Here is a 17488-nt window from a genome sequence, read left to right on the forward strand (position 1 = left end):
GCCTACTCGGGAGCGTCCAGGCCGTCCTCGAACAGGTCGCCCGGCAGCGCAATGCCGGCCGCGCGCAGGCGGTCGGCGAACTTCGGCCGGATTCCCGTGGCCCTGTGGCGCCCGACCACCATCCCCAGCTCGTTGATCCCCTCCTTGTCAAAGGCAAAGATATCCTGCGTCGTGATGACGTTGCCTTCCATCCCCACGATCTCGGACACGGTCATGATCTTTCGTGTCCCGTCGCTCAAGCGGGCCAGCTGGACCACCAGATCCAGGGCCGAAGAGATCCATTCCCGGAGGGCGCGCTCCGGAATGTTGATCCCCGCCATGAGCACCATCGTTTCCAATCGCGTGAGCGCATCGCGCGTGGAATTCGCGTGGATGGTGGAGAGCGAGCCGTCATGCCCCGTGTTCATCGCCTGGAGCATGTCGAGCACCTCGCTGCCACGCACCTCGCCGACGATGATGCGTTCCGGCCGCATGCGCAGGGCATTCCGCACCAGGTCGCGCTGGCTCACGACTCCTGTCCCCTCGAGGCTCGGGGGCCGGGTCTCCAGGCGGACGACGTGCTCCTGGTGGAGGTGCAGCTCCGCGGAGTCCTCGATGGTAATGATCCGCTCCGTCGGCGGGATCGCACCGGAGAGGACGTTCAAGAGGGTCGTCTTGCCGGAGCCGGTCCCCCCGGAGACCAGGATGTTCAAGCGGGCGCGGACCGCGCCCGTCAGCACCTCTGCCATCGCCGGGGGCAGGGTCTGCAACGCCAGCAGGTCGGTCAGCCGCAGGGGATCCTTGCCGAAGCGACGAATCGAGAGCACGGGCCCTGTCAGCGAGACCGGCGGGATGATCGCGTTCACGCGTGAGCCGTCCGGCAGCCGAGCATCCACCATCGGAGAGGCTTCGTCCACGCGCCGGCCCACTCCCGCGACGATGCGGTCGATGATCTGCATCAGGTGCGCGTCGTCTTTGAACACCACATCCACGGGCTCGAGCTTGCCAAAGCGTTCTACGTACACCTGCCGGGGGCCGTTCACCAGGATGTCCGAGATCTGGGGGTCGTGCATCAATGGCTCAAGGGGCCCGAGGCCGAGAGTCTCGTGCAGCACCTCCACGATCAGCCGCTCCCGCTCCATTTGGCTCAGCGGAGCCGTCTCCGCCTGAACGAGCCCCTCAACCGCCCGCGTGATTTCCGACGCCAGCACCTCGTGCGGGATGCGCGAGAGATTGGAGAGATCGAGGCTCTCCACGAGCCGGCGGTGGATCCGTGACTTCAGCTCCTGATAGGCATCGCGCGGCGGGCGCGCTTCCGCCTGGACCACCACCGGAGGCCGGAATTCGGCGGCTGTCTGGGCAGCAGGCCTCAACGTCCGGGTCAAGCGATCACGGAGCGTCATCGAGCCGAGATGCTCGCGGGTCTCGCGCGAAAGAAGCCGAGCAGGCCTTTGGACGCGTGAGGCTCCGGCACCGCGCCCCCGCTCCTTCGGTCGAGCTTGGTCGCCAGCGCGCTCACGTGCGTGCCGAACGGGGAATTGGTCCCGTTGCGCGCGAGCGGTGCATTGGCGAGCACCGACGCCATCACGGTCCCATCCTCGGGGAAATCCAAGAACACCGGACGGTGAAGAACTTCCTCGGCCATCTTGACCGCCTTTCCGAGCGGAAGGGCGCATCGGTTGAGGAGGACCTTGATCTTGTCCGGACCGTACCCGACCTGATCCAGAAGATCCAAGCACCGCCGGGCATGGTACAGGGTCGAAAAATCGGGTGAGACCACGACGAGGAGCTCGTCGGTCGCGTCAAAGACTGAGAAGAGTCGCTCATCGTACGTCGGGGCGGTATCCACGACCACGTAGGCAAAACTCGCCTTGAGCAGCGTGAGGAGCTGGCTGATCCCGAGCGGGGTGATCCGGTCGATCTCCTCGATCTTCTGCGGCGCAGCAAGGACGGATAGCCCCGACGGATGGTGGCACAGAAGACTCTTCAAGAAGAGGGCATCTAGCCGGTCCAGGTTCTCGACCGCATCGGAGATGGTGTACGAGGGCTTGAGGCTGAGGAAGAGGCCGAGGTCGCCCGCCTGCAGGTCGAGGTCCACGCCGACCGCAGGCGCACCGGACTGGGCGAGCGCGACGGCAAGATTGAGGGCGAGGACCGTGGTCCCGCGTCCGCCTTTGCACCCGAACAGTGTGATCACCTTTCCGCGCGAGGCGGACTCGGCGCTGGCGAGGGCCCGCTGGCGGGCGACGCGCTGGATCGCGGCGATGAGGTCCGTCCGGCTCACCGGTCTGACGAGGAACTCCCGGGCCCCGGCCCGCACCGCCCGCAGGATCGTCTCGGCCCGCTGGCCCTCGGCGCTGACGAAGACCGCGCTCCGGGGGGACGCGACCAGCAGCCGCTCGACGAGAGCGAGGTCCGGATCCGGCGGACTCCCGAGGTCGAAGATCACGATCGCCGGCTTCAGCTGGTTGACGAGCTGGTATCCAGTCTCCGGATCGGCAGCCTCAGCCTCCACGCGCACCGTCGCCGTGTCCGCGAGCAATTCCCGAAGCGCGCGGCGGCGGGCGGGGTCGCGATCGATGATCAGCACGGGGAGCGTGTCGGACACGTTGCCGGGTCCTGTCTCTACTGCACCAGCTGGACCGCCTTGAGGAGGGAGCATACGGCGTTGGGTGTTCCTCCCCGGCTGGGGACGAGGGTATAGCGACCGATGACATCCCCCTCGGAGGTCAGGCCCTCGAGAAAGAAGCCCCCCACGTTTCCGACGACGATCTGCTTGCGCCCGGACATAACCGGATACCGCGGATCGAAGAACGAGATGCGGACGAGCCGCGGGCTGCTCACCCCGAGGGGCGAGTTCAAGCAGTTGCATTCCGGGTCCCAGAACGCGGTCGGGTCCTGGTCGATCAGGGCCTGCACGCCCTGCTGGGTGGGTCCCACCATGTTGCCGGGTTCGACCTTCAGCTGGTCGCCAACCGACACGAAGGTGCCCGGCGCGCAGGTGAGGATGTTCTCACGATAGGCGTCAGCACCCACGAGAGGAGTCCCCCGGTTAATGGCAGGAAAATCAACAGGGTAGAAGATGCTGGGGACGATGGTCTCGCTCGGCGAGCCGACTTTGAGGACGACCCTGACGCCCTGGTCGGCGGGATACCGGTAGCCTGTCGCGCCGGGCTCGGTCGGCGGGGTGTAGGTGTCGATTGCCGGGTCGAATTCCCCGTTACCGTCCCGATCGATCCACCGATCAGGCGGTGACCAGGGCTTGAAGCAGTCGCTGCTGCACGTGTTGACCAGCCGCGCCGTTGCGGTGGCGGCCACATCGGCGGTGGTCCGCCCCAGGCCGAAGAGCTGGAGAACCGGGAGCATGAAGAGCTGCATGGGATTCCGATGGGTCACGTCTCGGTAGGTCACACACCGGACTCCATCAGGCGTGGAGCCCCCGTTGCTCGACAGCGACACATCAACCTGCTCCGGCGTCAGCAGTTGCCCGATGATGGGGGTCCGGCCCGCAAACGCTTTCGCGTCGGCCACCGCCTTCGCCTCGCTGAGGAACAGCGCGTAGGCGCCCGCCAGCGCGCCCGCGTCGGCGGCCGTCTGAGCCTGCTGCCTGGCGACGTAGAGGTACGGGAGGTCGGTGGCCAGCCCGGCGAACGCAATCAGGGTTGCGAGGCCGGCGGCGGCCCAGATCAGGATGCTGCCCCGTTCATCCCTCAGCGACTCTCCCATGTTCCGCTTCTCAAGCCGTGGGGCGACCCGTCACTCCAGCGGGTGGGTCTCGACGGTCCGGTTCCCCCCTCGGATGACCTCGACCACGAACGTCTTCCCGCCCCGCCGCTCCGCCACCGCGGGCCGGGGTCCGGCGTGCTGCGTCCCCACCGCCGCGTTCCTGCGCGCGAGGGGCAACACCGGAACCACCTGCCGGTCCAGAATCGAGCGCAAGACGATGTGAATTTTCCCCTCGTGGAGCGCGAGGGCCAGGCGCTCGGCCTCCTCGGGTGTCACGGCCAGCGTGACCGTCGGGACCTCCACATGCTGCTCGCCCTTCTGCTCCAAGCGATGCCCGACCGCCAGCACCTCGACGTGCTGCAAAATCGTCTCGGAGGCTTTGCTCGTCCCCGCGTCGGTCCTGGTCGCGATCACGTCCACCCGGTTCTTCGGGAGGATGAACCCGCTCACCCCGATCACCTCGTTGACGCCGACGGTCATGGCACGCTTGCCCGGCGGAACGATGACGGACATGACGCCGGGCGCCGCGGTCAGATCTTTCGGGAAGAGCCGATGCTCGAGCACCGGCTCGTCGCGTGCAATCGCCCCTTTCGCGACCCGGCCCACAATCGCGTGCGGTTCGGACACGGCTCCCTGCGGAACCCCGGCCTTGGGCCACGCTCGCACGGCCACCAGGTCGGTGCTGACACGAGCTCCGAGAGGGATGTCCGCCGCGGCCACCACGACGGGCCGGAGCTCGATCGTGGCGGCGCGCGCCAGCTGCTCCTGCTGCCGGACGTAGCGCGCAACGAGGTAGCTCGCGAGCAGCCCGCAGAGCAATGCCACGCCGAGGATGAACCCCGCGCGCCTCATCTCGGGCCTCGCCTCCGTCTGATTTGCTCGGGCCTCGCCTCGTCGCTGGCGCCGGCGATGAAGCTGCCGGCGCCGAAGCGCCTCGGCTCGAACTGCCATGCCTGCGGCTCGTTGGGAGCCCCTCGGCTGGAACGTCCACGGTGTCGCCCCGCGCGGTTAGCGTTCATAGCGCATCGTGGCTGAAGCGGTGAGCGGGATGCTCCCCGAGAAACCGAACCCGAGGATCGGGCCGATTCTCGTCAGAAAGGCGAAGTTGAGATTGGTGGTGACGGTGACCTCAGGTGGCGTGCCGGAGGGGGCCGTGTTCGCTACAGACGCCCCTGCCAAGCCGGCGGCCACGAGGATCGCCTTCGCTTTATCGATCACCGCGGGGGCATCCGCCGTGAGGCCTTCCGTCGTCGCCGCAACCCGTACCGCCTCCCGCGTGGCATGGTTCAAAGTGTTTACGACCAGCCAGGCGCGCCCGAATTCGAAAATCCCCAGGGTCAACAGCAAAAACACGGGGAGGATGAAGCCAATTTCCAGAGTCGCCGTACCTGCCTGGCGCCAGGTGTCCGGGTGACGTCGCCCCCACCCTGGCATCGGAGCTACTGTCGAAAAGGGTGGATGTCCAGGGGTCGGACATGGGACCCGGCCCCCGGTAGGTGGCATACACCGTCCGGAGGCCGAGCCCCGGTCCATGGCACCCTCGGGATTCGAGCGGAACTATGGGGCCAGAGCCGCGACGATGGTCTGGTAGGCTCCGACCACCGCGTTCCCGATGGGAGTCAGGAGCGCGACCGCCGCCGCGATGACCAGGGCGGCGTAGATCCCGAACTCGGTGACCTGTGCTCCCTTCTCTTCCCTCAGTAGCCTCATCATAGGTCGTCTCCTTTCGTTTCTTCGGTGGTGTGCAGAAACTGGAGCGAGCGATGTCTCCCCGTGCCGATCAGCTCTCGACACCACCTCCTTGTCCCTTGTTTCTCGGCGGAGTTGCCTGCCATCCCACCGCGCTGGCTTCCTCCAACTCGGAGGCAGCTCTCGCGATCTGTGTAGGAGCAAAGGGTGTGCCACGGGCCAGCGCGCGGAAAATCGCCTGCTTGCGGCGCACCGACGGGAGGGGATGTCGCAACGTGCGACACGCGACTGTCGCGACCGTCGCGGTCAGCCGGATTCGCTGGTTCTGATGTGATCGGGCCGGAGCCCGAGGGCCATGACCTTGCGGTAGAGCGTGGCCCGGTGGATTCCCAGCACGCGCGCGGCCCGGCTGATGTTCCACTGCTCGCGGCGCAGGACCTCGAGGACGTGACGCTTGTCGATCTCAGCGAGCGTCTCGGGACCGACCAGGGGACCCACGTCGCTCGGCGTGATCGCGCGCAGGACGCGCGGGGGAAGGCTCTCGGGCGTGAGGGCCGGCCCGAGCGTCAGGATGGAGGCGCGCTGGATCACGTTCTCCAGCTCGCGCACGTTGCCGGGCCAGGGGTAGGCGCTGAGGAGGGCCAGACAGTCCGGCAGAATCTCCTTGCCCACCATTCCAGCAGCTTGGCAGAACCGTTCCACGAAGTGGGTGGCCAGGAGCGGGATGTCTTCTTTTCGCTCCCGGAGGGCCGGGAGGTCAATCTCGACGACGCTCAGGCGGTGGAAGAGGTCGCGGCGAAACGCGCCCTCTTCCGCCATGGCAACGAGGTCCCGGTTCGTCGCGGCGATCACCCGGGTATCGACATTGACCGCAAGATTCCCGCCGATACGTGTCACCTGACGATGCTGGAGGAACCGAAGGCACTTGGCCTGGACGTCGTGCGGCAGCTCGCCGACCTCGTCGAGGAAGAGCGTGCCCCCGTTGGCCTCCTCCACCTTGCCCCGCCGTTTGGCCACGGCGCCGGTGAACGCCCCGCGCTCGTGGCCGAAGAGCTCGCTCTCGAACAGCGAGACCGGCACCGACGGGCAATCGACGACGACGAGGGGGCCCGCGGCGCGCAGGCTCCGGGTGTGGATCAGGCGGGCCACCAGCTCCTTGCCTGTCCCGCTCTCCCCCGTGATGACGACCGTGGCATCGGTCGGCGCCACCAGCTCGACGATCTTCCGAACCGCAGCGATCTTCGGATCGACCCCGAGGAGCGTGAGTGGGAGGGAGGCCCGATCTCCGCTGGCCGCCCGCACCGCTTCGGGCCGTCCCTTCGCGCACTGGAAGGCCACAGCCCGTCGGGCGACCTGCTCGAGCTCTGAGAGGTCGATGGGCTTTCGCAGGTAGTCATGAGCGCCCAGCTTCATGGCGGCGACGGCGCTCTCGACATCCGCGTAGCCCGTCAGCACTACCACCTCGATGTCGTACCCGACGGTTCTCACGGCCTTCAACACGTCCAGGCCATCCATACCCGGCATCCTCAGGTCGAGGAGGAGAACCTGGAAGCTCTCAGCCCGAATCAGCCGGAGGGCCTCCCGTCCCGACGCCGCGACCGCCACCCGGTGCCCGAATCCGGTCAGCGCCTCCCGCAACAGCTCGCGCATCACCGGCTCGTCATCAACGACCAAGATCTTCAGCGCGCCCGGTGGGTTGAGGGCTTCCGGATCCTGAATGGCGTCGGCCGCGGCAGGAATGCTGGCGCGCGACGCGAGGGCATGATCGGAAAAAGACGAAGGGATGAGGGTTTCTGGTGCCATGGGGGTCCTCCCTGTGCGGAAGACCACCATGTCCCCGGGGAGCCTGCCGTCTCCCTTCCTTCGGTAGCCCGGCTGTCAGGACTTGCGACCTGACCCGTGGCTTTGCGCCCCCGCCTCGCGGCGGGTTTGCCCTTTATCGGGAAGGGGTCTCCGCTATACGTACACCGTATCGAGGCGACTCAGCCGTGTCAAGTGGCATCTCCGTCCCACGCCTGGAGACGGGATGGGCCTCAGCCTCCAATCCGGAGTCGAGCCGGTCCTTGACCGTGCCAGGCCGCCCGGCTAAGCTTGGCGCACTGCTTGTCCCGTCCGGCTTGTCAGCCAGCGGAGATCGGAGGGCTCGAATGGAATACCGTCTCCTCGGAAAGACAGGGCTGCGCGTGTCGGCCCTCGGCTTCGGGTGCGGGAACGTCGGGGGCCTGATGGTGAGGGGCACGCCGGCGGAGCGAGAGCGTGCGATCGCCCGAGCCCTGGAACTGGGGATCAACTACTTCGACACGGCTCCTTCCTACGGCGATGGCCAGTCCGAACGCCATCTGGGCCAGGCGCTGAAGGCTCTCAAGGCCGATGTCTATGTCGGGACCAAATTCCGCCTTAGCTCCGCAGACATGGGCGATGTTCGGGGCGCCATCGGGCGCTCGCTGGCGGCGAGCCTCACGCGGCTCGGCATGGAGCACGTGGACCTCCTCCAGCTCCATAATCACATCGCGCCCGAGCGCGGGGGCGGCGCCCTTGGCGTCGGGGAGGTTCTCGACGAGGTCGTCCCCGCTCTCGAGGCGCTCCAGCGGCAGGGCAAGATCCGTTTCTACGGCATCACCGGGTTCGGCGAGACGGCCGCGCTTCACCAGGCGATCGCCGCCGGCGCGCTCCACGCGGTCCAGGTGTGCTACAACCTGCTCAACCCAAGCGCCGGTGTCGAACTCCCGCCAGGCTTCCCGGCCCAGGATTTCCGCCGCCTTCTCGATCGGGCGGGCGAGCAGCGGATGGGCGTGATCGGCATCCGGGTCCTGGCCGCCGGCGCGCTGAGCGCGACCGAAGCCCGCCACCCGATCGCAGCGCCGAGCGTGGATCCCCTCGCCTCAGGCCCGGACTACCGGACAGACGTGGAGCGGGCCAGGATCCTCGGCGCGCTCGTGGACGAGGGTCTCGTACAGAGCCTCATCGAGGCGTCCCTGCGCTTCGCGTTGAGCACGGCCACCGTCTCGACGCTCCTGGTGGGCTACTCGAGCCTCGACCACCTCGAGTACGCCGCGGCCGCAGTGGCCAGAGGCCCGCTGCCTGGAACGGCCCTGGCGCGGCTCTCCAGCCTCTGGCAGCAGCTCGCCACTCCGGCCAAGTAGCGGCTACGAGCGACGCAACCGGGGGCCGACGCGAGCCCTCGTCTTTCGCGGCTCGTGAGAATCCTCTACAATACGACCGTGCGCCCGGGTGCCGTTCCGCGATCGCTCGCCGTTCTGATCACGCTGGCCGTCGCACTGGTTCAGGCCGCGGCCTCGCAGTCAGGAAGCCCGCAGGCCCCGCCGGCGGCCTGGCTCCTCGATCAGGTCAAAGTCCTCTCAGCCCCCGAGATGGAGGGACGAAGCTCGGGGACGCCGGGGGCGGACCGGGCGGCCCGTCACATCGGCCGGGTGTTCCAGGAGACCGGTCTCAGACCCGGAGGTGAGGCGGGCGGGTTCCTCCAAGCCTTCCAGGTGCCGACGGGCATCAGGCTCGGGTCGGCCAACGCGCTGAGCATCCTCGCCCCGTCCCTCCGGTCGCTGGCGCTCGGCCGCGAGTTCACGCCGCTGGCGGTCTCGACCGACGGGAGCGCGGTCGGGGAGCTTGTGTTCGTCGGCTACGGGATCACCGCGCCGGATCTCCACTACGATGACTACGCGAACCTCGACGTGCGCGACAAGATCGTGCTGGCGATCACGCGAGAGCCGCGGAGTCAGGACCCGGGAAGCCCGTTCCGGCGTCCCGAGGCGTACCACTACTCGCAGCGGAACCACAAGATCATCAACGCCCGCGAGCACGGCGCGCTGGGGATCATCCTGGTCGCGCATCCCGCGGCAGACACGGAAGCCCTTCCCGCGCTCCGGGGCGTCAGCCAGCCGTGGGGCATCGTGGCCGCCTTCCTGACGCGCGCCGTAGGGGAGGATCTCCTCGCCCCCTCCGGGAAACGGCTCGCCGAGCTCGCCGACGGGATCGATCGGACGCTCACACCCCAGTCCTTTCTCGTCACCAATACGAGGCTCAGGCTGGAGGTGAACCTGGTGCGCGAGCGCGGGACGACAGCCAACGTCGTCGGGATCCTGCCGGGCACCGACCCGCGGCTCAAGGACGAGGCGATCGTCATCGGCGCCCACTACGATCACCTGGGGCGCGGCGGGGAGGGCTCGCTGGCTCCCGATCAGGCGGGCACGATCCACCCCGGCGCTGACGACAACGCCTCGGGCACGGCCGCCGTGATGGCCCTCGCCCGGACCTTCGCCGCAGCCGGCGGGCTCTCGCGGACGCTGGTCTTCGTCGCGTTCGCCGGCGAGGAGATGGGGCTGCTCGGGTCCTCGCACTACGTGAAGCGGCCCGCGTTCCCGCTCGAAAGGACGATCCTGATGGTAAACCTGGACATGATCGGCCGGCTCCGCGACGGAAAGCTCTACGCGGCCGGCGTGGACAGCGGCACCGGCCTCCGCGCGCTGGTGACCGACGCCGCTCAGGGGCTCGGGCTCTCGCTCCAGCTCCGCGGCGATCCGTACTCCCCGTCGGACCACACGGCCTTCTACACCGCGGAGCGGCCCGTGCTCTTCCTCTTCACCGGAGCCCACGGCGATTACCATCGGCCGACCGATACCTGGGAGAAGCTGAATCCCCAGGGGCTGGAGACCGTGACGACGTTCGCAGCTCGCGTCGTTGCCGCCGCCGCGAGCGCGGCCACTCCACCCGCCTACGTGAAGGTCCAGGCCCCACCGAGCCGCGCCCGGGGCGGCGGCTACGGCCCGTTCTTCGGAATCGTTCCGGACTTCGGCGAGGCCGAGCGCCCGGGTGTGAGGATCAGCGGGGTCCGCCCGGGCAGCCCGGCCGCGAAGGCGGGGGTCCAGGCCGGCGATGTCATCGTGAAGTTCGCGGGCGTGATGGTGAAGACGCTCGACGACCTGACGTTCGCGCTCCGCGGCAGACGCCCGGGCGACCGGGTGGACGTGGTGATCTTCCGCGACGGGCAGGAGCGCCAGGTCGAGGCCACGCTGGAAGAGCGACGCTGATGCTCCGCTGGGCGCTCGACCGGAGGACGGTGCTGAAGCTCGGGGTCACCGGTGCCGGCTGGGCCCTGATCGAGCTGATCCGGGCCCGACGCGCGAGCGCGGCCGCGCCCCCGCTCCAGCCCGACCCGCGGGAGCGCCGGCTGGCCAACCTCCGCCAGCTCACCTTCGGCGGCCAGAACGCCGAGGCCTACTTCGACTGGACGGGCACCCGGCTCGTCTTCCAGTCCACCCGCCCGCCCGTCGGCTGCGATCAGAGCTTCCCGATGCGGGCGGACGGCAGCGACGTGAGACTGGTCTCGACGGGCAAAGGACGGACGACCTGCTCGTTCTTCTTCCCCGACGGGAAGCGCTTCCTCTACGCCTCCACCCATCTCGACAAGGGCGCCTGCCCGCCACCGCCCGACAGGTCCCGGGGCTATGTGTGGCCCATCTACCCGGGCTACGAGATCTTCTCGGCCGACGTGGACGGCGGAGACCTCCGACGGCTGACGGAGAACGACGGCTACGACGCCGAAGGGGCGGTCTCGCCGGACGGGAGCCGGATCGTCTTCACCTCTCTCCGCGACGGCGACCTGGACCTCTACGTGATGGACGCTGACGGCTCAAACGTGCGGCGACTCACCGACAGGCCCGGCTACGACGGCGGCCCGTTCTTCTCCTGGGACGGGCGCTTCATCGTCTTGAGGTCCGCCCACCCGGAGACCCGGGCGGAGCTGGACGAGTACCGGATGCTGCTCGGCCAGGGGGTCGTCCGGCCGCGCGCGCTCGAGATCTTTGTGATGCGAGCCGACGGGACCGGTCTCACTCAGGTCACGCGGAACGGCGCCGCGAACTTCGCCCCGTTCATGCACCCGAACTCCCGGCAGGTGATCTTCTCCTCGAACCTCCACGATCCGACCGGGCGCTCGTTCGCGCTCTACCTGATCAACGTGGACGGCTCCGGGCTCGAGCGCCTGACGTACGCCGACTCCTTCGCCTCCTTCCCGATGTTCTCGCGCGACGGCACCAGGCTGGTCTTCTGTGGGAACCGGTACGCAGTGGCCCCGCGCGAGATCAACGTGCTCATCGCCGACTGGGAGGCCTGATGCAGGAAGCCGGAACGCTCACCGAGGTGATGGAGCATCGGGTTGCGGCCACGCCCGACCTGACCTACTTCACGCTCCTCGACCAGCCCGTCACCTACGGGCAGCTCTGGGAGCTGAGCGGCCGGTATGCTGGGGGCCTTGCCAAGGCCGGCATCGGCCCGGGAGACACGGTCTGCCTCGTCTATCCAACCTGCGCCGAGTTCTTCTACACCTTCTTCGGCATTCTCCGTCTCGGGGCGATTCCCGCGCCGCTCTACCCGAACATGAGCCCCGAGGGAATGGCCAACATCTTCCGGAGCTCCGAGGCGAGGGCCGTCGTCTCCATCGACTGGTTCAGGCCGGGCATCGAGGACGCCAAGGCCGCCGCGGCCAACGTCCGCCACTTCCTCACCCCGTCAGACCTCGAGGGCGCGGCTCCGCCGTCAACGTTCCCCACGGCGCGCCCCGAGGACATCGCCTTCGTCCAGTACACCTCGGGGAGCACCGGTCACCCGCGCGGCGTGGTGCTCTCACACACCAATGTGGTGGAGACCAAGAAGATCATGGCGCGGGCCGCGGGCCTCACGGCGGCCGACACCGTGGTGAGCTGGCTCCCGCTCTACCACGACATGGGACTCATCGGCTGCGGCTTCACGCCGCCTCTCGTCGGCGCGCGGCTCATCCTCCTCCCGCCGGATCTGCGCAGCCCCCGGCTGTGGCTCGAGACGATCACCCGGGAGCGCGGGACGCTCACGGTATCCCCTGACTTCGGCTATCGAAACTGCGTGCGAAACGTAAAGGACACGACCGGCCTGGACCTCTCGTCGCTCAAGATGGCCCTGTCCGGCGCCGAGCCCGTCCGGCTCTCCACGATCAGGGCCTTCGAGGAGAAGTTCAACGTGAAGGATGTCCTGGTGCCGTGCTACGGCCTCGCCGAGGCGACGCTAGCCGTGACGATCTGGCCGCGCGGCGAGCCGATCCGCCTGGATTCGTCGGGACGCTTCATCTCGGTCGGGCAACCGTGCCCGGGCATCTCCGTCCGCATCATGGAAGGCGAGACGGTTCTCCCCGCCGGGAAGGAGGGGGAGATCGTGGTCAACGGCCCGGGCGTCATGCAGGGCTACTACAATGACCCCGAGGCCACCCGCCAGGTCCTGATGCCCGACGGCTGGCTCCGCACCGGCGACCTGGGCTTCCTCGATGCCGAGGGCTACCTCTACATCACGGGCCGGCTCAAGGACCTGATCATCGTCGCGGGCGAGAACATCGTGCCGGCGGACATCGAGGACGTGGTGGACCAGGTGGCCGGCATCCGCTACTCGGCCGCGGTCGGGGTCGAGAGCGAGCGGCTCGGGACCCAGCGCCTGCACGTCGTGGCCGAGCTGAGAGAGCCCACGGCCGACTCCGAGACCCTCTCCCGCCTGGTGCGCGAGATCGCGCAGCGCGTCCACGCCCAGTGCGGCCACCACCCGGCCCGGGTCGTGCTGACCAAGCCGCGGGCGCTGCCCAAGACCTCCAGCGGCAAGCTCCAGCGTTCGCGGCTCAGCCAGCTCATCGCGCGCGGCGAACTCGGCGAGAGCATCGTCTATCAGAGCGGCCATCACTGACGGGAACGGCCGCAGGAGGCTTCAATGACGCATGATCTGGTGATCCGTGGTGGGTTCATCGTGGACGGGACGGGCGCTCCCGCCCGCCGGGCCGACGTCGCGGTGATGGGCGGGCAGATCGTCGAGGTGGCCACGGCGGCGGGGCCCGGCAGGCAGGAGATCGACGCGACCGGCCTCGCCGTGACGCCGGGCTTCATCGATCCCCACACCCACTACGATGCCCAGCTCACCTGGGACCCCCTCGCGTCCTGCTCCTCCTGGCACGGCGTCACGACGGTCGTGACCGGCAACTGCGGCTTCACGATCGCGCCCTGCCATCCCCACAACCGGGAAACGCTCATGCGCATGCTGCAGTACGTCGAGGGGATGTCGCTGGACGCGATGCGGAAGGGGATCCGCTGGGAGTTCGAGACGTTCGGCGAGTACGTCGACGCCCTCGACCGGAGCGGCCTCTGGGTGAATGTGGGCGCCCTCATCGGCCACTCGGCGGTCCGCCAGTACGTGATGGGCGATGCGGCCTGGGAGCGGGCGGCCTCCGACGACGAGGTCGCGCGGATGGGCGAGGTCGTGCGGGAGGCCATGGCGGCCGGAGCCCTCGGTCTCTCCTCCTCCACGAACACGAACCATGTCGGCGACCGCGGCCGGCCCGTCCCGACCCGCCTCGCCACCGAGGATGAGCTGACGCGGCTCGTCGCGCTGATGGGGGAGACCAGGCGCGGGATCCTGGAGCTGACGATCGGGGGCACCCGCCCGGACCGGGTCGCGGAGATCGACCGGTTCGTCGAGCTGGCGCGGGCGGCCCGGCGGCCCGTCACGCTGGTGTCGCTCCGGCACAACCCGCTGAAACCGGAGGAGCACCGCACGATCCTCGCGCGGATCGAGGCGCTCCACCGCGAAGGCATCCTCATCTACCCCCAGGGAACCTGCTCGCCCCTCACCGCCACGTTCGACCTCACCGGCGCCTTCGTCTTCTTCCGCTTCCCGGTGTGGCGCCGCGTCCTCGAGGCGCCGCTCTCCGAGTGGCGCGCCATCTTCCAGGACGCGGGATTCCGCGCCGAGTTCCGCGCGACGGTCGGCCGGACGCCGCTCTTCGAGGGCGACACCGCCCCGCTGCGCGTGAAGGCGGTGCGCGACCCCGCTCACACCGGCTTCGTAGGTCGAACGATGACCGACGTTGCCGCCGCCATGGGGAAGGACGTCATCGACGCCTTCTTCGACCTGGCCCTGGCCGAGGACCTCAAGACCGAGTTCACGGTTGCGATCTTGAACACCGACGCGGCGGCGGTCGCCGAGATCTTCACCCATCCGCGGTCGCTGCTCGGCCTGTCGGACGCGGGGGCCCACGTCACGCTCTTCTGCGAGGCCGGCCAGACGAGCCGGCTGCTGGGCCACTGGGTGCGCGAGCGCAAGGCGCTCTCCCTCGAGGAGGCCGTGCGCCGCATCACCTCAATGCCGGCCGACGTGTTCGGAATCCGCGATCGCGGGCGGTTGGCCCCCGGGCTCGCCGCCGACATCGTCGTCTTTGACCCGGACGCGATCGCGGACCACGAGCCCGAGCTGGTCTACGACCTCCCCGATGGCGGGCCGCGCCTGGTCCAGCGCGCCAGCGGCATCCGCTGGTCCTTCGTCAACGGCCGTGCGCTGATCCGCGATGGACGGCTTATCTCTCCTGAGGGACCGGGGCCCGGTCGAGTCCTCCGCCCGCGGACGCCAACAGGCTGAGATCTGCTTTCCGCTTCGCCATCGACATGGCCCTGACAGAGTAGGTCAGCGGCCGATCAGTCGAACTCTCGGCAACTTCTTTCGAACGCCGGCAGCGAAGCGGCGGTCGGCTGTCCAGAACTCGTACTCCATGAGGTCCGCCAACGCCAGGTACGCCGCGTCATAGCTGGTAGGAAGATTCAGCTGCTTGGCGAGTCTCCACGCCGTTTCCTCTATTCCGTCTGGATGCAGCAGCAAGATCTCCTGGGTCCGGAAGGCGACAAACGCGGCCTCACCCGCCTCGGGTGGAAGCTCTCGCCGAAAGACCTTGTTTCGCAGCACCGCGATGACCTCGTAGGCGAGCAGAAACGGAGCAACGACCTCCACTTCCTGCTCAACCCACCGGCCCCAGAGGTGACGGACCGCCGCGCTCCGCTCTTCGGGGAGGAGCAGCTTCAAGACAACGCTCGCGTCAACCACCACGCCCGCCGGGCGAGCGGAGTCAGCGGAGACCACGCAGGCGTTCCTCCCTTATCCGAGCCAGCTCTTCCACCGAGTCAGTGAGTTTGAAGCCTTCAAGGGCTTGCCTCACCCGATCGGCCTGGGCGAGCGCGAGGGCTCGTTGAGGGGTGGAAGGCCGAACGGGACGGACCCCCTCCAGGCGACGGAGATCTTCCACGCTGACCAGCGCCGCCTTAGGCCGGCCCCGGGACTGGATGACAACCCGCTCTCCTCCATAAGCGACAGCGTTGATCAAACTCGAGAGCTTTGCCTTCGCCTCCCCGACCGAGACCTCTTTAGCCATCTCCGCACTCCTTTGACTATATTAGTCATTTTGGTCCAAATATCCTACAATGCGTGAACTGCGTCAAGTCTTTGAAGGGCAACCGGGCGGCCCACCCTATCGTTGTCCCTCCTCGACCCTCCCAGGGGAGGCGGCCCCGGCGAACCTCGCCGAGAACATCCTCGGAAGCCCGGGCTCCTCGCGGCCTGAGAGCCGGCTCACCAAGTCGAGGATCCAGGGCGCTAGGCTATTCACAAGAGAGCCCTCTTTCCTCCGTTTTCAGGGGCAGAAGCGGTGACACGGTGACAGGCCAGTATTGGTGCGGGTTGTCACCGCTTCTGCATCCGGTGACGTCACCACTTGCATGAAGCGGTGACACGCCAGTACTAATGCGGGTTGTCACCGTGTCACCGGATCGAGCGGCGAAAACAGAGGAAATGAGCATGGTTCACGCCTCGGGAGCGGGCTCGGCGGGAGCGCCACACCTCGCCCGGAGGTCGGCGAGCGTCTCGGCGGTGAGCACGTAGCAGCACCGGCGCCGCGCCCCCTCCCGGCACTGCTGGCGGAAGAGGCCGAGACAGTTCAGCAGCCTGGCCAGGCGTCTCGGGCCCTTGAGCCAATCCCAGCCCAGCCGGGCCTTCAGCACGTGGAGGAGCTCGGTCGGGGTGAGCACCTCCCCGACTTTCTCACGGATCTTCTCCAGCGCATCGAGCACGCGCGCGGTCCTGCCCGCCTCCTGATCGGCCTCCCTGACGCCGCCGCATAATGTGCGGAAGAAGTTGCGATGGCTCGGGGCGGACTCGCGCCCCCTTGACCCTCGGGTAGGCGCAAGACTAAGATCGCGTCAACCAACGGTTCTGTCCCTGTACCCGCTTGCCAGGCGCTCGGCCAGGGCCGTCGAGTTGGCGAGGTCGCAGAAGAGGACCGTCACCTGCTTGCGCTCGCCCTCCAGGGCGCCCCGGGAAGTCAGGATCTTCTCGGCCAGGTGGCGGGGGGTGTAGGCCTGCGGCGAGGGAAACTTTTCCGCCGGCGGCTGGGTGAGCGGCGCACCACATTCACCGCAGAACTTCTGGGCCGGAGCATTCGACGCGCCGCATGCGGAGCAGACCGACGCGAGGTGGGCGCCGCACTCCCCGCAGAATTTCAGGCTTGCAGCGTTTTCGTGCTGGCACCGGGGGCACTTCATGCCGGGCCCTCCAGCGAGCCAGCCCGAGGCCATGCACACCCTCTTGAACCAGTTCTTTGAGCTGGCCCTCGGCGAGGTCCACCGCTATTCTAGGGGACGATCAACCAGTTCCTGGGCGACGGCTTCATGGCGTTGTTCGGCGCGCCTCTCGCGCACGAAGATCACGCCCGCCGCGCCGTCCTGGCCGCTCTAGGCATCCAGCGCGCCTTGAAAGAGCACCGGCCCGCGCTCGGCGAAGACCTGGCCCTCCGCATGGGCCTCAACACGGGCCCCGTGGTCGTGGGCAAGATCGGCGACAACCTCCGCATGGACTACACGGCGATTGGGGATACCACGCATCTGGCCGCTCGCCTTCAGCAGTTGGCTGAGCCGGACGCCATCCTCGTCAGCGAAGCCACCCGCCGGCTCGTCAGGGGCTACGTGCGCCTCGAAGCATTAGAGCCGGTCCAGATCAAAGGCAAGACCGAACGAATCACGGCCTATAAGGTTCTGGGAGTCGGGCCGCGGCGCTCACCGCTGGAGCCGATCGGTGAGCGCCCGCTCAGCCGGTTCGTGGGGCGGGAGCGCGAGCTGGCCGCCCTGCACGATCTCCTGGCCCAGATCGAGCGCGGACAGGGGCAGGTGGTCGGGATCGTGGGCGAGCCCGGCGTGGGCAAGTCCCGGTTCCTCTACGAGTTTCGTCAGAGCCTCGAGGGGAGGCGGCTGAC

At 68.2% G+C, this 17488-nt stretch carries 17 protein-coding genes and 1 riboswitch; of the genes, 6 read left to right on the forward strand and 11 right to left on the reverse strand.

The window, feature by feature from the left end:
- Positions 1-2: 2 nt before the first annotated feature.
- The 7 genes from HY726_19185 to HY726_19215 form a co-directional block, all read right to left on the reverse strand.
- The gene (locus HY726_19185) at positions 3-1382 is read right to left on the reverse strand and encodes a CpaF family protein (GenBank protein ID MBI4611118.1); all 1380 of its coding nucleotides are present in this window, start codon (positions 1380-1382) and stop codon (positions 3-5) included.
- Positions 1379-2587, reverse strand: a complete 1209-nt coding sequence (locus tag HY726_19190) for a response regulator (protein MBI4611119.1) — start codon at positions 2585-2587, stop codon at positions 1379-1381. Before HY726_19190 ends, HY726_19185 begins: the two co-directional genes overlap by 4 nt.
- Before the next feature lie 17 nt (positions 2588-2604).
- On the reverse strand, positions 2605-3705 hold the full coding sequence (locus HY726_19195; protein ID MBI4611120.1) for a hypothetical protein: 1101 nt from the start codon (positions 3703-3705) through the stop codon (positions 2605-2607).
- Positions 3706-3735: 30 nt separating this feature from the next.
- Complete coding sequence (cpaB, locus tag HY726_19200) at positions 3736-4557, reverse strand: Flp pilus assembly protein CpaB (protein ID MBI4611121.1); 822 nt, start codon at positions 4555-4557, stop codon at positions 3736-3738.
- A 156-nt stretch (positions 4558-4713) separates the two neighbouring features.
- Complete coding sequence (locus tag HY726_19205) at positions 4714-5139, reverse strand: pilus assembly protein (GenBank protein MBI4611122.1); 426 nt, start codon at positions 5137-5139, stop codon at positions 4714-4716.
- Positions 5140-5262: 123 nt separating this feature from the next.
- Positions 5263-5418 (reverse strand): hypothetical protein, encoded by a 156-nt coding sequence (locus HY726_19210; GenBank protein MBI4611123.1) that lies wholly within the window; start codon positions 5416-5418, stop codon positions 5263-5265.
- A gap of 282 nt (positions 5419-5700) precedes the next feature.
- Complete coding sequence (locus HY726_19215; protein ID MBI4611124.1) at positions 5701-7197, reverse strand: sigma-54-dependent Fis family transcriptional regulator; 1497 nt, start codon at positions 7195-7197, stop codon at positions 5701-5703.
- A gap of 59 nt (positions 7198-7256) precedes the next feature.
- Positions 7257-7338: riboswitch (cyclic di-GMP riboswitch) on the reverse strand.
- Positions 7339-7541: 203 nt separating this feature from the next.
- On the opposite strand from HY726_19215, the gene HY726_19220 reads away from it, so the two are divergent.
- The 5 genes from HY726_19220 to HY726_19240 are packed head-to-tail and all read left to right on the forward strand — an operon-like array spanning position 7542 to position 14832.
- Positions 7542-8537, forward strand: a complete 996-nt coding sequence (locus HY726_19220; protein ID MBI4611125.1) for an aldo/keto reductase — start codon at positions 7542-7544, stop codon at positions 8535-8537.
- A 54-nt stretch (positions 8538-8591) separates the two neighbouring features.
- A complete protein-coding gene (locus tag HY726_19225; protein MBI4611126.1) occupies positions 8592-10439 on the forward strand; it encodes a M20/M25/M40 family metallo-hydrolase in 1848 nt (615 codons plus the stop codon).
- On the forward strand, positions 10439-11524 hold the full coding sequence (locus tag HY726_19230) for a PD40 domain-containing protein (GenBank protein MBI4611127.1): 1086 nt from the start codon (positions 10439-10441) through the stop codon (positions 11522-11524). The genes HY726_19225 and HY726_19230 overlap by 1 nt, the downstream gene beginning before the upstream one ends.
- Positions 11524-13110, forward strand: a complete 1587-nt coding sequence (locus tag HY726_19235; protein ID MBI4611128.1) for an AMP-binding protein — start codon at positions 11524-11526, stop codon at positions 13108-13110. Before HY726_19230 ends, HY726_19235 begins: the two co-directional genes overlap by 1 nt.
- Before the next feature lie 24 nt (positions 13111-13134).
- Positions 13135-14832 (forward strand): amidohydrolase family protein, encoded by a 1698-nt coding sequence (locus HY726_19240; GenBank protein MBI4611129.1) that lies wholly within the window; start codon positions 13135-13137, stop codon positions 14830-14832.
- Between the two features lie 45 nt (positions 14833-14877).
- On the opposite strand, the gene HY726_19245 is transcribed toward HY726_19240, so the two are convergent.
- The 4 genes from HY726_19245 to HY726_19260 all read right to left on the reverse strand — a co-directional run bounded on the left by HY726_19245 (position 14878) and on the right by HY726_19260 (position 16781).
- Positions 14878-15327, reverse strand: a complete 450-nt coding sequence (locus HY726_19245) for a type II toxin-antitoxin system VapC family toxin (GenBank protein ID MBI4611130.1) — start codon at positions 15325-15327, stop codon at positions 14878-14880.
- Positions 15314-15616 (reverse strand): type II toxin-antitoxin system Phd/YefM family antitoxin, encoded by a 303-nt coding sequence (locus HY726_19250; protein MBI4611131.1) that lies wholly within the window; start codon positions 15614-15616, stop codon positions 15314-15316. The genes HY726_19245 and HY726_19250 overlap by 14 nt, the downstream gene beginning before the upstream one ends.
- Positions 15617-16043: 427 nt before the next feature.
- Positions 16044-16310, reverse strand: a complete 267-nt coding sequence (locus HY726_19255; protein ID MBI4611132.1) for a hypothetical protein — start codon at positions 16308-16310, stop codon at positions 16044-16046.
- A 129-nt stretch (positions 16311-16439) separates the two neighbouring features.
- A complete protein-coding gene (locus HY726_19260) occupies positions 16440-16781 on the reverse strand; it encodes a zinc ribbon domain-containing protein (protein MBI4611133.1) in 342 nt (113 codons plus the stop codon).
- A gap of 126 nt (positions 16782-16907) precedes the next feature.
- On the opposite strand from HY726_19260, the gene HY726_19265 reads away from it, so the two are divergent.
- The coding region (locus HY726_19265) for an adenylate/guanylate cyclase domain-containing protein (protein ID MBI4611134.1) at positions 16908-17488 on the forward strand (581 nt) is incomplete at its 3' end.

This window comes from Candidatus Rokuibacteriota bacterium (assembly GCA_016209385.1).
Taxonomy (GTDB): domain Bacteria; phylum Methylomirabilota; class Methylomirabilia; order Rokubacteriales; family CSP1-6; genus JACQWB01.